This is a genomic window from Streptomyces sp. NPDC055140, from assembly GCF_053607285.1.
Genome location: NZ_JBSGTG010000013.1, coordinates 102,349 through 119,287, shown reverse-complemented (window position 1 = coordinate 119,287; position 16,939 = coordinate 102,349). Strand labels below are relative to the sequence as shown.

Here is a 16,939-nt window from a genome sequence, read left to right as displayed (position 1 = left end):
GAAACAACGCTTATGGAGCGTATCTCGGATGGGTGCGTCTACCCACGTCGGTGCCCGTGCCGCTGACGTGACCGCAGGTGCCAGGGGTTTCGCGGGCGTCTAGATGCAGTGCGCGCAAAGATTGCAGTGTGTGCAAGAATCTTCGCGTGATGACATCAGGCACCGCGGCGTCGGCGGTCCGCGAGCAGGCGCCGGCCGAAGGGCTGCGCGCCCGGCGGCGCCGCCAGACCCGGGCCGAACTGCACGCCGCCACGGTCCGACTGGCCCGTGAACACGGCCTCGAACACGTCACGGTCGAGATGATCAGCAAGGAGGCCGGCGTCTCCCCGAGGACCTTCTTCAACTACTTCCGCACCAAGGAGACCGCCCTCTTCGCCTGGCCCGGCGGCCTGACCGAGGCCGAGGCGGAGCAGTTCGTCTCAGCGCCCGGCCGCGGCCCGGACGCCGTGCTGCGGGACCTGGGCGACGTGTTCGCCACACACGTCGATGAGATGGCGCCCGGCGCCGGAGCGTTCGAGGACGTCTTCGCCGTCGTCGAGAAGGTGCCCTCGGCACTCGGCGCGTTCCTCGCCGAGTGCGACGCGCTCGAAAGGGACCTGGCCGGCGCCATCGCCCGCCGCACCGGAGACGCCCCCGACGGGCAGACCGTCGCGCTGCTCGCGGGGATCGCCATGACCGCCGTACGCAACGGCCTCATGCGATGGGCTCGCGACAAGCACCCCGACGGCCCCGCGGCCTCGGTGCGCGACTCGTTCACCGCTCTGCGCGGCCTCCTCGCCCCGGCGCACACCCCCCACGCCACCACCGAACGGGAGGCCTGAGGCGCGGCTCCTGCAGCGCAACCCGGCTGCCGCCCCACGGCACCGGTGCGAGCGCTCCCCGCGCAAGGCCCCCGACACGACTCCCCACCCCAGCCCCGAAGACTCCCCGAACTCCCCGGGCGGCGACCGCTCGCGCGCCGCGCATCCCATCCCTTCACGTACGGAGACCTGAGCATGACCCACGCCCCCGCACCGGCGGGCACCGATCCCGCCTCTGAGGACGGACCGGCCAAGCCGCACAACTTCGGGCTGATCTTCGGCGCGCTGATGCTGACGATGCTGCTCGGCGCGCTCGACCAGACCATCGTCAGCACCGCCCTGCCGACCATCGTCGGGGAGCTCAACGGCATCGAGCACATGGCGTGGATCACCACCGCGTACATCCTCGCCGCCACCATCGGCATGCCGGTCTACGGCAAGCTCGGCGACCTCATGGGCCGCAAGAACATATTCCTCGCGGGCATCGCGCTCTTCCTGGTCGGCTCCGTGGTCTGCGGGCTCGCCCAGAACATGGGCACTCTTGTCGCGGGCCGCGCCCTCCAGGGCCTGGGCGGCGGCGGCCTCATGATCACCTCGCAGGCGATCATCGCCGACCTCGTACCGCCCCGGGAACGCGCCAAGTACATGGCCCCCATGGGTGCCGTGTTCGGTCTTTCGTCGGTCGTCGGGCCGCTGCTCGGCGGCTGGTTCACCGACGAGCACTCGTGGCGCTGGGCGTTCTGGGTCAACCTGCCGCTCGGCATCCTCGCCTTCTTCGTCGCGGCCGTCGCGATCAAGCTGCCGCGCAAGGCCGTCAAGGTCACCCTCGACTACCTCGGCACCGCACTGATGGCCGCCGCCGTCACCTGCACCGTGCTGTTCGCCAGCTGGGGCGGCACGCAGTACGACTGGTCCGACCCGCTGGTCATCGGGCTCGGCATCGGCGCGGTCGTCGCCTGGGTGCTGTTCTTCGTCGCCGAGAAGCGGGCCGCCGAGCCGGTCATCCCGCTGCACCTCTTCCGCAGCCCGATCTTCAACGTCGCCACGCTCATCGGCATGATCGTGATCGGCCTCGGCATGTTCGCGATCGTCGGCTACATGCCCACCTATCTCCAGATGGTCTACGGCAAGACGGCCACCGAGTCGGGGCTGCTGCTCATCCCGATGGTCGTCGGCATCATGGCCACGGCGCTGCCGTCCGGCGCGATCATGAGCAAGACCGGCCGCTACAAGATCTATCCGATCGTCGGCACGGTCATCATCATGCTCGTCGCGTTCCTGATGTCCCGCCTCGACGTGAGTGACCCGGTCTGGCTGGTCTGCCTGTACGTGGGACTCGCGGGCGCCGGTGTCGGCCTGATGATGCAGACCCTCGTACTCGCCGTGCAGAACGACTTCCCGGGCGCCGAGGTCGGCACCGCCACCTCCGCGAACAACTTCTTCCGCGAGATCGGCGCGACCCTGGGCACCGCCGTCGTCGGGGCGGTGTTCGCCAGCCGCCTCACCGACCAGCTCGCCACGCGCCTGCCCGCGGACGCCGCGTCGAAGGTCGGCGACAGCGACTCACTGACGCCCGCGCTCGTCCGGGCCCTGCCGGCCGACCTGCGCGCCACGGTCGTCTCCTCGTACCAGGAGGCACTCGTGCCGATCTTCCTGTACCTGGTGCCCGTCTTCGCGGTCGGTCTCGTCCTCGCCTTCGTGCTGAAGGAGAAGCCGCTCGCCGACAACGAGGACTGGCATGCCGAGAACGAGACGGCGCGGCCGGGCGGCGAGGAGAAGGAGCTGGAGCCTGCCGCCGGCTGAGTCGGGTCGGTCGGGGCAACCGGCCGAGTGTGTGGCACCGGGCGCGCCCACCGGAGGTCTCTTCGGCGGGCGCGTTTCGCGTTGTCGGGCTGCGGTGGTCCGGCTGCGGTTGTCGGGCTGCCGGGGGTGGGGTTGGCTTTTGGCCGGCTCCGCAGTTCTGCTCTCAACTCGGGCTTCGGTGCGGGTGGTTCAGTGCTCGATCCACTCGCCCTCCCGCATCAGGTCCCGGCCCGCCAGCTCGTTGGCCTCCCGCCAGGCCTGGACCCGCTGCGGCGTGACCCGGAAGTAGAGGTACTCCGAGGTCAGCTTGCGCGGGTCGAAGCCGGTCCTCTCCGCGAAGGCGTCACCGATGTCGCCCGGGAGTTCGGCCGCCGTCAGCGTCTGAGCCGTGCCCTCGATCATGACGACGTCACGCGTCGGGCCGACACCGAGCCGGGCCCGCCCCGTGGCCCGTAGATTGCGCCCTGTGGGACTGGCCGCCGGAGTGGCGAGCAGCAGCGTCGCACCGTCCCACAGGAACGACAGCGGTACGAGATACGGCGTCGCGTTCTCCCTGTCGGCCGTGGCCACCCATACGTCCTCGTCGCGTTCGAGCCTGTCGAGAGTGTCCTGCTTGCGCTGCTTCGCGGTCCGGGCGGGTGGCATCGGCGTCTCCCTGTCGCATCGGGCGGGTTCCCTGGTCACTGTTATGACACGGGCCGGCACTGGAATGTGACCGATGGGCGAGAACGCGATTCTCGTCCTGGCCGTCATCTGCGTCATCCGACGCATCTGCGTCATTCGCGTTGTGGTCGTCGTCCGCTCAGGAATGGCGACACTCGGTGTCCTGATTTCGGGTCATGCTCGAACCGAGGGCGGGCCACGGCGGCCTGTCCGGCAGCAGCGAGGAGGCGGCTCCATGACGCAGGAACCCGGGACCGGAAGTGCCCGGCTGAACGGCAAGGTCGCCCTCGTGGCGGGCGCGACCCGCGGCGCGGGACGGGGCATCGCCGTGGAACTCGGCGCGGCCGGCGCCACGGTCTATGTGACCGGCCGCACCACCCGGGCCCGGCGCTCCGAGTACGACCGGCCGGAGACCATCGAGGACACGGCCGACCTGGTGACCGCTGCCGGTGGGCGCGGTATCGCCGTGCCCACCGACCACCTCGACCCCGCCCAGGTCAAGGCCCTCGTCAACCGCATCGCCACCGAACAGGGGCGGCTCGATGTTCTGGTCAACGACATCTGGGGCGGTGAGAACCTCTTCGCCTGGGACACTCCCGTCTGGGAGCACGACCTCGACGACGGGCTTCGCCTCCTCCGCCTCGCCGTCGAGACGCACGCCATCACCAGCCACCACGCGCTGCCGCTCCTGCTCCGCAACCCAGGTGGTCTCGTCGTCGAGGTGACCGACGGCACGGCCGAGTACAACCGAGACAACTACCGCGTCTCGTTCTTCTACGACCTCGCCAAGAGTTCCGTCCTGCGTATGGGCTTCGCTCTCGGACAGGAACTGGGCCCACGCGGAGCGACAGCCCTCGCGCTCACCCCGGGCTGGCTCCGCTCGGAGATCATGCTCGGCCACTTCGGCGTCACCGAGGAGAACTGGCGCGACGCCCTGGAACAGATGCCGCACTTCGCCATCTCCGAGACTCCGTTCTACGTCGGCCGGGCCGTCGCCGCGCTCGCCGCCGACCCCGAAGTGGCCCGCTGGAACGGGCAGTCGACGTCCAGCGGGGCACTTGCCCAGGTGTACGGGTTCACCGACGTCGACGGGAGCCGGCCCGACGCCTGGCGCTATCTCGTCGAGGTGCAGGACCCGGGCAAGCCGGCGGACGCGAGCTCTTACCGCTGACGCTGAGGTGTGGGGTGTGGGGTGTGGGATGTGGCGGCGCCTTTTAGATCTGCGCCGGCCACACCTTCGTACCGCCACCCCGCCACTCGACCAGCTCGGGGTCGTCCAGCCGCGCGTCCTCCAGGCCCGCTCGCCGCAGGAACTCGAGCACGTCCTCCTGCCCGGTCGCCAGCCCGGCGTCCTCGCCGCGGATGGTCACCCGGCGGCCGCCGGGCTGGGCGGCGTGCACGACCACAGGGGGAAATCCTTCAGGTTCGTCCATAGTCCTCAGCTTCCGTGACGTGAATCGGCTCCGCACCCGGACGGGGCACCGGCGCCGGACGCGTGGCGTGCATCGCAGTCGGCTGCGGGGCGGAACGGGGCGGGGTGGCTCGTTTTCGTTCCGCCAACAATGGCGGAACCCTTGCACGTGCGGCAGCCACTTCCCGATTGCGTCCAAAACGCCCTGTATTGGCCCCAGTCGAGCTCCTGCTACCGGTCGCCCGTGACAGAGAGGGACCAGTTACGGTGCTGTAGTGGTGATCACTCAGCAGGACAACGGGGAACAGACAGTGACCGGGACCGCGCTGCTCCTTGCGGCCGCCCCGGCGAACAAGAGCTGCCTCATCGACGCGGCTTCCGTACTGCCCGCGCTCGCGGCCGTACCGCCCAGTGCGCTGACCGGCACCGCCGCCGCGACCGTCGTCGAACTCGCCGACCCCGTCGACCCGCAGACCGTCCTCACCCGCATCCGCACCGCGGCCGCCGTGCCCGGCCCTCTCGTCCTGTACGTGACCGGGCAGCTCCATCTGGATCACCGCCAGCGTCTGCTTCATCTCGCCCTGGCCCGTACGACTCCGTCGACCCTGCGGTACACCGCCCTGCCCTGGCACTGGCTCACCGGCGAACTCGCACTGCGGCGGCCCGACACCACCACCGTGGTCCTCGATCTGGTGGCCGACGGTGATGCCTGGGAGCAGGTGCGGGGCGGGGGGTTCGGTGTGGGGCCCGGGGTGCGTTTGTTCGGGCGGGTCTCGCCTCCTCCTGCGCGCCGTTCCACTGCCGTGCCCGGTTATCTCAAGACCTACGCCTCGATATGGCGCAACGGGCACCGTCCGCCGCTTGCGAATCTTCATGCTCAGGCGGCTGGGGAGGCCGGTCCCGGCGATGCGGTGTTCCTCGCGGTCGACGGTGGGCCGGGGAGTGTGACGATGGCTCCCCGGTCGCCTGTGCCGGTCGCCCGGCAGGAGGCGGTTCCAGTCGCCGAGCCTCGCCCCGATGCCGATCCGCACCCGGCGATCCTCGCCGCCGCGCAGTCCGGGCGGCACGGTGAGGCCGCCGCCATCGCCGCCATGTGGGAGAGCACCGCTCTGCGCACTCATGGCGCGGGCTCTCCGGAGGCGCTCCACTGGCTCGAGGTGCGTGCGGATCTTGCGCGGCTCGCACAGGATCCTGGGCGCAGTTGCGAGCTGTGGATGGCTGCGGCCGAGGCTCGGCTGGCGCGCGGGCAGGCGGTGGGAACGGAGGATGTCGAGGCCGCCGTGGATCGCGCCCATCATCAGTGGGAGCAGCTTGGTGATCCGGCGCAGGCCCGTGCGCTTGCGGCGCCTCTTACGCGGCTGCGGCGTGCGGTTCCGGGGCGGCGGCCCGGTGCGCTCGAGGCGATCGGCCGACGGATCTCGGCGCTGGAGAACGTGCCTGCGACGCCGTGACGGACGGGTGGGTGGGGGCGCCGGAACTTGCTTCGGTGCGGGCTGTCGCCGGTCGCCGTGTTGTTGTCGGGTGCCGGGCCGCGGGGGCATGTACGTGCTCGCTGTTCTATGGGGCCTCGCTTCCTGGTCAAGTGGCTGGGGGTGGGGAATTCCCGGGGGTGGTTCGTCGTTGAGTTAGGCGTGGACGCGGATGGAGCTGTGTCCCCGGGCCTCATCTCATTCGCCTGCAAGGACGATCGTTCGGCTGATGCCTTGTGGAGCCCCCGCCGAGAGGCGACCGCCATCCGTGCCCACGCAGACCGCCCCGGCCGTGATCCCCCGTCACGGTCGGGGCACCTTCATGTCCGGGATCCTTCAGCAGGACGTGCCACCCCCTCGCCGCCCACAATGGAGGCAGAGGCCACCGCTGAAGGAGGCGACGTGGACATCGACGATCAAGGGCGGGGAGACGACGTCTACCAGCCCGACGGGTCCGAGGTCCAGGACGACGAGGGTCTCCTCGACCAGGAGGACACCCTGCTCGGCGGCGGCGTCACCGATCCGCTCGACGAGGGCTATTCGCCGCCCGAGCGGCCCTGGGGGGTCGAGCACACCGGTGTCACCTGCTCGGAGCAGCAGCTCGGCGAGACGCTCGACGAGCGCCTGTCCGAGGAGGTCCCCGACCTGGCTGTGCCGGACGACGACGGCATCGGCGACACCTGGGACACCGACGGCGAACCGCTCGACGACGAGGTGGGGGCCGAGCGCTCCGGTCGGCTCGTGGCGCCTGATGAAGGGGTGCGTAAGGACGAGGAGAGCGAGCTGGTCGCCGAGGACGTCGGGATCGACGGCGCGGCTGCTTCCGCCGAGGAGGCCGCGATGCACCTCGTGGAGGACGTCCGCAGAGGGCGTGATCCGCGGCGGGTCACCGACTGACCGTGCGGGAGAGGTGAGCCCGGCTTACTGTGACGGAAGTCAGCCGACTGCATTGCACCCCTGCGGGAGAGCCAGTGACGCAAACGCAGCCCGTCATGGCGCCGTACTCGACAGCGGCCCTCTTTCTCGTGGTGACCACGGCACCTGGCGCCGAACCCCGTGTACGCGACCAGCTCGGTGGATTGAACGGGCTGCTGCGGTCGGTCTCGTTCCGCTCTCCCGACTCGTTCCTGTCATGCACCGTCGGGATCGGTTCTGTTGTCTGGGATCGGTTGTTCGGCGGCCCGCGGCCTGTCGGGCTGCACCCCTTTCGTGAGCTGAACGGCGATCGGCACCGGGCCGTCGCCACTCCGGGGGATCTGCTCTTTCATGTGCGGGCGCGGCGCATGGACCTCTGTTTCGAGCTGGCCGGCCACATCGTCGGACAGCTCGGCGACGCCGTGACCGTTGTCGACGAGGTGCACGGCTTCAACTACTTCGACGACCGTGATCTGCTCGGTTTCGTCGACGGCAGCGAGAACCCGACCGGCGACGCGGCGCGCTCTGCCGTGTTCATCGGCGACGAGGACGCCCCGTTCGCGGGCGGCAGTTACGTCGTGGTGCAGAAGTATCTCCACGACATGGCTGCCTGGAACGCCCTGTCGACGGAGGAGCAGGAGAAGGTCATCGGCCGCTCGAAGGCCGACAACATCGAGATGTCCGACGACACCAAGCCCGCCAACTCCCACGTCGCCCTCAACACCATTACCGAGGACGGCGAGGAACGGAAGATCGTCCGCCAGAACATGCCGTTCGGGACCCTGGGACGCGGCGAGTTCGGGACGTACTTCATCGGGTACGCGCGGACCCCCGCGGTCACCGAGCAGATGCTCGAGAACATGTTCATCGGCAGCCCTCCCGGCAACACCGACCGGATCCTCGACTTCTCCACCGCCGTCACGGGAAACCTGTTCTTCGTCCCCACCGCAGACTTCCTCGACAACCTGCCGGACCCGCCCGCTCTGCCGGACGCCGCACGCGAAGTTCCCGCCCCTGCCGCGTCACCGCAGCCCGTCGTCGCCCCGCCCGACGGCTCGTTGGGCATCGGCGGCCTCAAAGGAGCCCCCGCGTCATGAACAACCTGCACCGCGAACTCGCCCCCATCAGCGAAGCCGCCTGGGCGGAGATCGAGCAAGAGGCCGGCCGCACCTTCCAGCGCCATGTCGCGGGACGCCGCGTCCTCGACGTCACCGGCCCCGACGGGCTCGAACTCGCCGCTGTCGGCACCGGGCATCTCAGGTCCGTCACGCCGCCCGCCCCGGGAGTCATGGCGCGGCTGCGCGAGGCCCAGCCGCTGGTTGAACTGCGCGTTCCCTTCACCGTCAGCCGCGAGGCCGTGGACGACGTCGCTCGCGGCTCCGACGACTCCGACTGGCAGCCGGTCAAGGACGCGGCCCGCACCATGGCGTTCGCCGAGGACCAGGCCATCTTCGACGGCTACGCCGCGGCGCAGATCGAAGGCGTCCGCGCGCGCACGTCCAACCCCGTTCTGAGCCTGCCGGCCGAACCCCGCGACTACCCCGACACCATCGCCAGGGCCCTGAGCGCCCTGCGCCTCGCGGGCGTCGACGGCCCGTACTCGCTGCTGCTCGGCGCCGAGGCGTACACGGCGGTCAGCGAGACCACCGACCACGGTTTCCCCGTGTCCGGCCACATCGCCCGGCTCCTGGACGGCGAACTGATCTGGGCACCCGCGATCAACGGCGCCTTCGTCCTGTCCACCCGCGGCGGCGACTACGAACTCCGCATCGGCCAGGATCTTTCGATCGGTTACACCTCGCACGACGCGACCGGCGTCGAGCTGTACTTCCAGGAGACGCTGACGTTCCTGATGTACACGGACGAGGCCGTTGTCGCTCTGCGGGCGTGATGGTCGGAGCTGCGTGATGGCTGGGGTTTGTCGACGGGTACCCGCCTCCTCTGTCGGAGGCCGTGTCAGGCCCTGGTCTCTCCCAGGCCGGGTGCGCCCCACACCGGGAACCAGCGTTCCAGGTCCGGTTCTATGCGGAGGTCGTCGCCGATCACTGCGCGTACGCGCAGTTCCAGGGCATTGTCGCGCCTTTCTCCGGGGAGCGGGGCGAAGGGGTAGAACGTGCCCCGCTTGTAGAGGTAGACGAGCGCCAGCGAGTGGCCCTCCGCGTTGCGGAAGCCGGCCAGGGAGCAGAGGAGTTGGGGGCCGAAGCCGTTGCCTTCGAGTGTGGCGTTCACCGCGTGCAGATCGCCGACCAGCGCCGGGAGGTCCGAGGGGGCTCGCCGGGAGAGCAGCCATGTGTAGCCGTATTCGTCCCGGCTGAACTCCGTCGCGGCGCCACGCTCCGTATCGGCGTTCAGCAGCGCCCCTACGTCTTCGCGGATCGTGTCGAAGGCCGTCCCCTCCACCGTCGTGAAGCACACCGAGCCCAGGCCGGTCGGCGTGAACCCGGCGGCCGCCTCCAGGGTGATCGCGGCCGACGGCAGGCCGAAGAGCCGGTCGAGGTCGGGTGGGGCGGGCCTGGTGCGCCCGAGCAGGATGTCCAGGAAGCCCATGTGGATCCCTTCGGGGGCTCAGGCCGGGCGGCCGAGGTCGGCGGAGATCGCCGCCAGCTGGTCGAGGCGCTGTTCGAGCGAGGGGTGCGTGGAGAAGAGCCGGGGCAGCGGGGCGGTCCTCGACAGCGCGGGGATGAAGTAGAACGCGTTGAACGCGCGGGCCGTCCGCAGATCCTTGTTCGGGATGCGGGCGATGTCCCCGTCGAGCTTGGTCAGCGCGGATGCCAGCGCCGACGGCCGGCCCGTCAGCAGCGCCGCGGCCCGGTCGGCGGCCAGCTCCCGGTACCGGGACAGTGCCCGGATGAGGACGAAGCTGATCGCGTAGACGGCGATCGAGATGCCCATGACCGCCGCGAGGACCACCAGGGTGTTCTGGTCGGTCCTGCGGCGGCCGCCGAGCAGTTCGGAGTAGAACGCGAAGCGCACGACGATGCCGGCGACCACACCGAGGAACGAGGCCACCGTGATCACGGCGACGTCGCGGTGCGCCACATGGGACAGCTCGTGCGCGAGGACGCCCTCCAGCTCGTCGGGCTCCAGACGGTGCAGCAGGCCTGTGGTCACGCACACCACAGCGTGATCGGCGTTGCGGCCGGTGGCGAAGGCGTTCGGCAGGTCGGTGCCGGCGATGGCCACCTGCGGTTTCGGCATGTCGGCGGTCGCGCACAGCCGGTCGATGACGCCGTGCAGCTGGGGCTGTTCCTCACGGGTCACGATGCGGCCGTGCATGGCGTACAGGGCGATCCGGTCGGAGAACCAGTACTGCGACCCGAGGAGTCCCGCGGCGATCACGACGACCAGGAGCGTCGACTTGAGCAGGACCAGGAGCGCGCCGATGAACGCCACGTACAGCAGGCCCAGCAGGAACACGGTGACCAGCATGCGCGCGGTCAGCTGCCGGTCGGCCTTGAACCGGCTCCCTCCGGCCTTCAGGGTGGTTGTCACAGCCGTCACCGCCTTCGCTCCGCGGTGCGCCCCGCCGTACGGGCCGCTCACGCGGAGCGGGACGGGCGGTGCGCTCACCTTCCACGATGCCACTTACCGGGGCTTTTCCGACCAGTAGCGCACAGACGCTGTCAGTTTCCTGTCAGCCCCGGCTCCGCCCGTCCTGCCGGGTCGCGTCGGCGTCCCTCCGGAGCGGTGCCGTGCCGCCGCGCGAGCAGTACGAACGGATCGCCGTGACACCTGCACCGACCGTGACGAAGCAGGGCGAGGTGTGGACCGTGGGTGCCGTGATCCTCAATGACGGGCCGGCGCCTGCCGCAGGTGGATGCGTGCCTCGGTGTCTTCACCTGGACCGGCTCAAGGAGAACGGTGGGCCGGGTGAGTTCCTGGTTCACGATCTGATCGCCGGCGTCGAGCCTCGGCCCAGCCCGAGGCTCCGGCTTGGGCGCCTGTCACCCCTCGCTCGTCCCCAGTACCAGTACCTGGATGGCCAGGACCGCGGCGCCGCGGGCCGACTCGTGGAAGTCGGAGACCTTCGTCTCCAGGTGGACGGGGTCCGCCATGGGGTGGCGGTTGGCGAGGATCGCCTCGTGGACCACGCCGCCCGCGACATCGGCGAGGCCCACCCCCTCGCCCGCCAGCAGGATCTTCTCCGGCATCGCGAAGTTGGCGATCTGTGCGACCAGCGTGCCCAGGGCCCGCGCCGCCTCGCCGATCACTCGGGAGCAGAGTGGGTCGCCGGACGCGGCGGCGGCCAGGATCTCCTCGTACGTCACGTCCCGGCCGGTGGCCGCGCGGATCTGGTAGCAGATGCTGGGGATGGTCAACAGGGCCATGGCGCTGCCCCGTTCGCCCTCCGGGGTGAGCGGGCCGTTGGCGTTGATGATCCAGCGCTTACCGACCCCGTGGCCGTCCTCGCCGGTGCGGACCAGGCGTCCGCCGAGCACCAGGCCGTAGCCGATGCCCGCCCCGATGGTGAGGACCGCGAACCGGTCGAGGCCGCGGCCGGCGCCGAACCAGGCCTCGGCCTCGATCAGCGCCGCCACGTCGCTGTCGACGACGACGGGCAGCCCCGTGCGCCCTTCGACCATTTCGGCGAGCGGTACTTCCTCCCAGCCGAGGAACGCGTTCGCGACGACGGTCGCCCGGTGCCTGACCTTGCCGCCCACGCCGATGCCGATTCCGGCGAGGCGGGGGAAGCTCTCCTGGAAACCGGCGGTCATCCGGTGCAGGAGGTCCGCGATCTCCTCCGGGTCGTGCGTGTCCAGGGGCTCGGAGCGGCGGGCGACGATCTCGCTCCTGAGGGTGGTGACCACCCCGTAGACCGCGTCACCCGTGATCTTGAACCCGGCGAAGCTCTGCGACCCTGCCACGATGTCGAGCGGTTGCGAGGGGCGTCCCTGGCGCAGCGCGGCCGCCGTCGTGGCCTCCTCGACCAGCAGACCGGACTCGATGAGTGGTTTGGTCAGACGGGTGAGGCTGCCGGGGGACAGGCTGAGCCGCTTGGCGATCTCGCTGCGGGACAGCGGGCCGTGCGTCAACACCTCGATCGCCACCGCGCGTTCACCAGGGCTCAGGGGCAGCCAGCTCGCGGTACGTGCGCTCATGGGCTCCTCGCGCTGGTTGTTGGAGGGGGTGGCGTACAGGCCTGAATCTGCCACAGCCTATGACAAAGAATTATTCCGAGACGGAAGCAATGTCAAGGTCAGATCCGGTAACGGGCGCCCTCGAGAAGGTCTGTGCAGGCCTCTTGACGCCGTGATTGTTCCGCGTCAAAAGTAATCGGCGCGAGGACGAGTCGCGGACGAGGGAGTCTCAGATGACTGTCGCCTCAAGCAGCCCACCCACCCGAGTGCGTCTGCCTGGTGCCGAAGCAGCTAGGAAGAAGACCAAGGACCGGATCAGGGAGCGGGACGGTGGCGGAAACGGGGGAGACGGCGCCCTCGCGGCGGTCTTCATCGCCCCTGCGCTGCTCGGTTTCCTGGTCTTCCTGCTCTGGCCCACGCTGCGCGGGATCTATCTGAGCTTCACCCGCTTCAACCTGCTGACGCCCGCCGAGTGGGTCGGCCTCGACAACTATGTGCGCATGGTCAACGACCCTATTTTCTGGGGGTCGTTGAAGGTCACCGTCGAGTACGTGGTCATCAACATCGGCGTCCAGACGGTCGCGGCGCTCGCCATCGCCGTCCTGATGCAGCGGCTGACGAAGTCGGCGCTCCTGCGCGGCATCGTCCTGACTCCCTACCTCGTGTCGAACGTCGTCGCCGGCATCGTCTGGCTGTGGATGCTCGACACCCAGCTCGGCATCGGCAACCGCGTCATCGGCGCGTTCGGCTTCGACCACATCCCCTTCCTGACCGACGAGACCTGGGCGATACCGACCATCGCGCTGATCAATGTATGGCGCCACGTCGGCTACACCGCGCTGCTCCTGTTCGCCGGGCTCCAGGCCATCCCCTCCGATGTGTACGAGGCGGCGAAGGTCGACGGCGCGAGCGAGTGGCGGATGTTCTGGCGCGTCACGCTGCCACTCCTGCGGCCGGTGCTCGCCGTCGTCCTGATCATGACCGTCATCGGCTCGTTCCAGGTCTTCGACTCCGTCGCCGTGACCACGGGCGGCGGGCCCGCCAACGCCACGAACGTCCTCCAGCTGTACATCTACGGCTCCGCGTTCGGCCGCTTCCAGTTCGGCTACGCCTCCGCCATGTCTGTGGCCCTCCTGGTCGTCCTCAGCGTGATCACCGTCATCCAGTACCGGCTCACCCGCGCCGGACACACCGACCTCGGCTAGCGACGAGCGAGAGAGAGGAGTCATCGCCATGGCCGCCGTGACCACCACAGCGCCCCGCACACGCGCCCGGCGCAGGATCTCGCCCGGACGCGCCCTCGCCTGGGCGGTGATGACCGCGATCGTCGTCATCACCCTGGTGCCGTTCTACTGGATCCTGCGCACCGCCCTGTCCTCCAACGCCGGGCTCACCGCCGACCCTTCGTCCCCGCTGCCCACCGGCCTCACGGGCGGAGGCTTCGCCCGGGTCTTCGGGCAGCAGAGCACGAAGGAGGCTCTTGCCCAGGGCGGCGCGGGCGGGTCGATCGACTTCTGGCGCTATCTGCTGAACTCCGTGGTCGTCTCGACCCTGATCACCGTCTGCCAGATCCTGTTCTCCGCCATGGCCGCATACGCCTTCGCCCGGCTGCGCTGGCGCGGCAGGGACCGGATGTTCGGCCTGTTCCTGGCCGGGCTCATGGTGCCGACCATCTTCACGTTCCTGCCGAACTTCATCCTGATCAAGCAGCTCGGCCTGGTCGACACCCTGCTCGGGATCGCCCTGCCCAGCCTGTTCATGACGCCCTTCGCGGTGTTCTTCCTGCGGCAGTTCTTCATGAACCTGCCCCGCGAGGTCGAGGAGGCCGCGCTGCTCGACGGCGCCGGCAAGGTGCGGATCTTCTTCCGCGTGCTGCTGCCGATGGCGTCGACCCCCGTCGTCACGCTGGGCGTCCTCACGTACATCACGGCCTGGAACGACTACTTCTGGCCGCTGATGGTGTCGTACAGCGACAGCTCGCGGGTGCTCACCGTCGCGCTGAGCATCTTCCGCGCGCAGACCCCGCAGACCGGCACCGACTGGTCGGGCCTGATGGCGGCCACGCTCGTGGCCGCGCTCCCGATGCTCGTGCTCTTCGGCTGCTTCGCGCGGCGCATCGTCAACTCCATCGGCTTCAGCGGGATCAAGTAGAGAGGCAGGAACCTGATGCGACTGCGTGCCTTCATCGCCCTCGCGGGGGCGCTCGCCCTCTCGCTGGTGTCCGGCTGTTCGGCGGGGTCCTCCTCCGGCTCCGCCTCGCACACCGTCACATACTGGCTGTGGGACTCCAACCAGCTGCCCGCGTACGAGGCCTGCGCCAAGGACTTCGAGAAGGAGAACCCGGGCCTCGACGTCCGCATCACGCAGATGGGGTGGAACGACTACTGGACCAAGCTCACCGCGAGCTTCATCGCGGGCACCCAGCCCGACGTGTTCACCGACCACATCCAGAAGTTCGCCCAGTTCGCCGACCTGGAGGTGCTCGCGCCCCTCGACCGGCTGCCCCATACGCGGACCATCAAGGACGCGGACTACCAGCCCGGGCTCGCCGCCTCCTGGGTCGGCCAGGACGGGCACCGCTACGGCGCTCCGAAGGACTGGGACACCGTCGCCCTCTTCTACAACAAGAAGATGGCGCGCGAGGCCGGACTGACCGCCGGCCAGTTGAACAACCTCACCTGGAACCCCGAGGACGGCGGCACCTTCGAGAAGGCGATCGCGCATCTGACCGTCGACAGGAACGGGGTGCGCGGCGACGAGAAGGGCTTCGACAAGAAGCACGTCAAGGTCTACGGCCTCGCCACGAATGACGCGGGCGACGGCGACGGCCAGACCCAGTGGAGCGCGTTCGCCGCGTCCATGGGCTGGCGCTACACGGACCAGCCGGCCTGGGGCACTCACTACAACTACGACGACAAAAGGTTCAAGGCCGCGATCGACTGGTACTTCGGCCTCGCCAAGAAGGGCTACCTCCCGCCTCAGAAGGACTTCTCCCAGACCAACGGCCCCGATGTGCAGTTCGGTTCGGGCACGGCGGCGACCTCGCTCAACGGCTCGTGGATGATCAAGACGTACTACGGTTTCAAGGGCATCCAGACCGGCACGGCCGTCACCCCCGTCGGCCCGAGCGGTAAACGCGCCACCATGATGAACGGCCTCGCGGACTCCATCACCAAGAACGCGCGCAACAAGCCGGGCGCCGAGAAGTGGGTGGCCTACCTTGCCTCCCACGCCTGCCAGCGGACGGTCGGCGAGCACGGGATCGTGTTCCCCGCCACCAAGGACGGCACGGCGGCGGCCGTGGCCGCGTACAAGAAGGACGGTATCGACGTCACGGCGTTCACCAAGCCGGTCGCCGACAAGACGACCTTCTCCTTCCCGATCACCAACTACGCGGCGGACGTGTACGCGTTGATGCGGCCCGCCATGCAGGACATCTACGCCAACGACGCGCCCGTCGGCGGCCTCGACCGCACCAACAGCCAGATCAACCTCCTGCTCTCCCAGTGAAGTTGGGGGAAGGGCAGGAGTGTGCAGTGAAGTTCGGTGAATTTCAGTGAAGTTCAGTCTGTGAAGGGATCCTCATGACGTTCTCCATCGGCATCGTCGGCGCCGGGCAGTTCTCCGGGCAGTTCGCCAAACTGTTCCGCGCCCACCCCGGTGTCGGCGACATCCACGTCACGGACCTGCTGCCGGAGCGCGCCGAACAGCTCGTCGCCGCCGAGCGGCTCACCGGCACCTTCCCCTCGTTCGACGCCATGCTGGAGTCCGACGCGGTCGACGCCGTGGCGGTCTTCACCCAGCGCTGGACCCACGGCCCGCTCGTCCTGCAGGCGTTGCGCGCCGGGAAGCACGTGTACTCGGCGGTGCCGATGGCGATCACCGAGGACGAGATCGCGGCCATCATCGACGCCGTGCGCGACACGGGGCTGACGTACATGATGGGCGAGACCAGCCAGTACAACCCGGCGACCGTGCACGCCCGCAACCAGATCGCCGACGGCGCCTTCGGACGGCTCTTCTACGCCGAGGGCGACTACGTCCACGACATGGACCTCGGCTTCTACGACGCCTACCGGTACAGCGGCGGCGACAACTGGAAGGCCACCGCCAGCTATCCGCCCCTGCTCTACCCGACGCACTCCGTCGGCGGTGTGCTCGGCGCCTGGCAGACCCACGCCGTGAGCGTCTCCGCGATCGGTGTGCCCGACGAGCGCGGTGACGGGGTCTTCGACAAGGAGGTCAGCCAGTTCGGCAACGACCTGTCGAACGCGACGGCGCTCTTCGAGGTCGCGGGCGGCGGCTCCTTCCGTACGAACGAGTTCCGCAGGGTCGGCTATCCGTCACACATCCGCGAATCGCGGTTCCGGTTCTTCGGCACCGACGCCAGCATGGAGCAGCTGGCCACGGTCAGCTTCTGGCAGGACAAGAAGGGGGTGCAGGACATCTCGGAACTCCTCCAGCCCAAGCCGACGCTGCCGGCCGACGACCCCTCGCTCCAGCACATCGCGCCCGCCCTCAGGGACGCGTTCACCTCCGGCTCGGCGCCCGTGCACGACCGCGCCCGGCTGCCCCGCGAGTTCGACCACATGCCCAACGGCCACGAGGGAAGCCACCACTTCCTCGTCGACGACTTCGTCACCGCCGTCGCCACGAGGACCCTGCCGTCGGTGAACGCGTGGGTGGCCGCCCGCTACACCCTGCCCGGCATCGTCGCCCACGAGTCGGCCCTGCACGGGGGTGCACGCCTGGACATCCCGGACTTCGGGGACGCGCCCAACTCCCTCTGAACCAGGGGGC

Annotated in this window: 16 protein-coding genes; 11 read left to right on the top strand and 5 right to left on the bottom strand. The window is 69.4% G+C overall.

Going from position 1 to position 16,939, the window contains the following annotated elements; translation table 11 throughout:
* Window positions 1-149: 149 nt before the first annotated feature.
* Together ACWFR4_RS24515 and ACWFR4_RS24510 are read left to right on the top strand one after the other, a co-directional pair.
* Window positions 150-821: a TetR/AcrR family transcriptional regulator gene (locus ACWFR4_RS24515; RefSeq protein WP_453654502.1), complete on the top strand. Its 672-nt coding sequence runs from the start codon at window positions 150-152 to the stop codon at window positions 819-821.
* 174 nt (window positions 822-995) lie between these two features.
* Window positions 996-2,603: an MDR family MFS transporter gene (locus ACWFR4_RS24510; protein WP_453459104.1), complete on the top strand. Its 1,608-nt coding sequence runs from the start codon at window positions 996-998 to the stop codon at window positions 2,601-2,603.
* 189 nt (window positions 2,604-2,792) lie between these two features.
* Here ACWFR4_RS24510 and ACWFR4_RS24505 read toward each other — a convergent pair whose 3' ends face one another.
* Window positions 2,793-3,248, bottom strand: coding sequence for a pyridoxamine 5'-phosphate oxidase family protein (locus ACWFR4_RS24505; protein WP_453654500.1), 456 nt, complete (start codon window positions 3,246-3,248; stop codon window positions 2,793-2,795).
* 253 nt (window positions 3,249-3,501) lie between these two features.
* On the opposite strand from ACWFR4_RS24505, the gene ACWFR4_RS24500 reads away from it, so the two are divergent.
* Entirely contained in the window at window positions 3,502-4,437 is a 936-nt protein-coding gene (locus ACWFR4_RS24500; protein ID WP_453459108.1) for an SDR family oxidoreductase, read from the top strand.
* 43 nt (window positions 4,438-4,480) lie between these two features.
* Here the strand turns inward: ACWFR4_RS24500 and ACWFR4_RS24495 are convergent, their stop codons facing one another.
* Complete coding sequence (locus tag ACWFR4_RS24495) at window positions 4,481-4,699, bottom strand: hypothetical protein (protein ID WP_326714538.1); 219 nt, start codon at window positions 4,697-4,699, stop codon at window positions 4,481-4,483.
* Window positions 4,700-4,952: 253 nt separating this feature from the next.
* Here ACWFR4_RS24495 and ACWFR4_RS24490 point away from each other — a divergent pair, with 253 nt between their 5' ends.
* The 4 genes from ACWFR4_RS24490 (at window position 4,953) to ACWFR4_RS24475 (ending at window position 8,952) form a co-directional block, all read left to right on the top strand.
* On the top strand, window positions 4,953-6,128 hold the full coding sequence (locus ACWFR4_RS24490) for a hypothetical protein (protein ID WP_453654498.1): 1,176 nt from the start codon (window positions 4,953-4,955) through the stop codon (window positions 6,126-6,128).
* A 420-nt stretch (window positions 6,129-6,548) separates the two neighbouring features.
* Window positions 6,549-7,043, top strand: a complete 495-nt coding sequence (locus ACWFR4_RS24485; protein ID WP_453459113.1) for a DUF5709 domain-containing protein — start codon at window positions 6,549-6,551, stop codon at window positions 7,041-7,043.
* A gap of 74 nt (window positions 7,044-7,117) precedes the next feature.
* Window positions 7,118-8,158: a Dyp-type peroxidase gene (locus ACWFR4_RS24480; RefSeq protein ID WP_453654496.1), complete on the top strand. Its 1,041-nt coding sequence runs from the start codon at window positions 7,118-7,120 to the stop codon at window positions 8,156-8,158.
* A complete protein-coding gene (locus ACWFR4_RS24475; RefSeq protein ID WP_453459119.1) occupies window positions 8,155-8,952 on the top strand; it encodes a family 1 encapsulin nanocompartment shell protein in 798 nt (265 codons plus the stop codon). Before ACWFR4_RS24480 ends, ACWFR4_RS24475 begins: the two co-directional genes overlap by 4 nt.
* Window positions 8,953-9,017: 65 nt before the next feature.
* Here the strand turns inward: ACWFR4_RS24475 and pspAB are convergent, their stop codons facing one another.
* The 3 genes from pspAB to ACWFR4_RS24460 all read right to left on the bottom strand — a co-directional run bounded on the left by pspAB (window position 9,018) and on the right by ACWFR4_RS24460 (window position 12,160).
* A complete protein-coding gene (pspAB, locus tag ACWFR4_RS24470; RefSeq protein ID WP_453459120.1) occupies window positions 9,018-9,608 on the bottom strand; it encodes a PspA-associated protein PspAB in 591 nt (196 codons plus the stop codon).
* An 18-nt stretch (window positions 9,609-9,626) separates the two neighbouring features.
* The gene (htpX, locus tag ACWFR4_RS24465) at window positions 9,627-10,562 is read right to left on the bottom strand and encodes a zinc metalloprotease HtpX (protein ID WP_453459122.1); all 936 of its coding nucleotides are present in this window, start codon (window positions 10,560-10,562) and stop codon (window positions 9,627-9,629) included.
* A 443-nt stretch (window positions 10,563-11,005) separates the two neighbouring features.
* Complete coding sequence (locus tag ACWFR4_RS24460; RefSeq protein ID WP_453654494.1) at window positions 11,006-12,160, bottom strand: ROK family protein; 1,155 nt, start codon at window positions 12,158-12,160, stop codon at window positions 11,006-11,008.
* Between the two features lie 212 nt (window positions 12,161-12,372).
* Between ACWFR4_RS24460 and ACWFR4_RS24455 the strand changes: the two genes are divergently transcribed.
* The 4 genes from ACWFR4_RS24455 to ACWFR4_RS24440 all read left to right on the top strand — a co-directional run bounded on the left by ACWFR4_RS24455 (window position 12,373) and on the right by ACWFR4_RS24440 (window position 16,929).
* Entirely contained in the window at window positions 12,373-13,344 is a 972-nt protein-coding gene (locus tag ACWFR4_RS24455) for a carbohydrate ABC transporter permease (RefSeq protein WP_453459128.1), read from the top strand.
* A gap of 28 nt (window positions 13,345-13,372) precedes the next feature.
* The gene (locus tag ACWFR4_RS24450; protein WP_453459129.1) at window positions 13,373-14,290 is read left to right on the top strand and encodes a carbohydrate ABC transporter permease; all 918 of its coding nucleotides are present in this window, start codon (window positions 13,373-13,375) and stop codon (window positions 14,288-14,290) included.
* A 15-nt stretch (window positions 14,291-14,305) separates the two neighbouring features.
* Window positions 14,306-15,649 carry an ABC transporter substrate-binding protein gene (locus tag ACWFR4_RS24445; RefSeq protein WP_453654492.1) on the top strand — a complete coding sequence of 448 codons (1,344 nt, stop codon included), beginning with the start codon at window positions 14,306-14,308 and terminating at the stop codon, window positions 15,647-15,649.
* Window positions 15,650-15,723: 74 nt separating this feature from the next.
* Complete coding sequence (locus tag ACWFR4_RS24440) at window positions 15,724-16,929, top strand: Gfo/Idh/MocA family protein (RefSeq protein WP_453459134.1); 1,206 nt, start codon at window positions 15,724-15,726, stop codon at window positions 16,927-16,929.
* Window positions 16,930-16,939 lie beyond the last annotated feature (10 nt).

What these genes read in the sequence shown, in the direction of transcription:
- ACWFR4_RS24515 (WP_453654502.1), top strand. Translation starts at nt 150, where the DNA reads ATGACATCAGGCACCGCGGCGTCGGCGGTCCGCGAGCAGGCGCCGGCC.
- ACWFR4_RS24510 (WP_453459104.1), top strand. Translation starts at nt 996, where the DNA reads ATGACCCACGCCCCCGCACCGGCGGGCACCGATCCCGCCTCTGAGGAC.
- ACWFR4_RS24505 (WP_453654500.1), bottom strand. Translation starts at nt 3,248, where the DNA reads ATGCCACCCGCCCGGACCGCGAAGCAGCGCAAGCAGGACACTCTCGAC.
- ACWFR4_RS24500 (WP_453459108.1), top strand. Translation starts at nt 3,502, where the DNA reads ATGACGCAGGAACCCGGGACCGGAAGTGCCCGGCTGAACGGCAAGGTC.
- ACWFR4_RS24495 (WP_326714538.1), bottom strand. Translation starts at nt 4,699, where the DNA reads ATGGACGAACCTGAAGGATTTCCCCCTGTGGTCGTGCACGCCGCCCAG.
- ACWFR4_RS24475 (WP_453459119.1), top strand. Translation starts at nt 8,155, where the DNA reads ATGAACAACCTGCACCGCGAACTCGCCCCCATCAGCGAAGCCGCCTGG.
- pspAB (WP_453459120.1), bottom strand. Translation starts at nt 9,608, where the DNA reads ATGGGCTTCCTGGACATCCTGCTCGGGCGCACCAGGCCCGCCCCACCC.
- ACWFR4_RS24460 (WP_453654494.1), bottom strand. Translation starts at nt 12,160, where the DNA reads ATGAGCGCACGTACCGCGAGCTGGCTGCCCCTGAGCCCTGGTGAACGC.
- ACWFR4_RS24455 (WP_453459128.1), top strand. Translation starts at nt 12,373, where the DNA reads ATGACTGTCGCCTCAAGCAGCCCACCCACCCGAGTGCGTCTGCCTGGT.
- ACWFR4_RS24450 (WP_453459129.1), top strand. Translation starts at nt 13,373, where the DNA reads ATGGCCGCCGTGACCACCACAGCGCCCCGCACACGCGCCCGGCGCAGG.
- ACWFR4_RS24445 (WP_453654492.1), top strand. Translation starts at nt 14,306, where the DNA reads ATGCGACTGCGTGCCTTCATCGCCCTCGCGGGGGCGCTCGCCCTCTCG.
- ACWFR4_RS24440 (WP_453459134.1), top strand. Translation starts at nt 15,724, where the DNA reads ATGACGTTCTCCATCGGCATCGTCGGCGCCGGGCAGTTCTCCGGGCAG.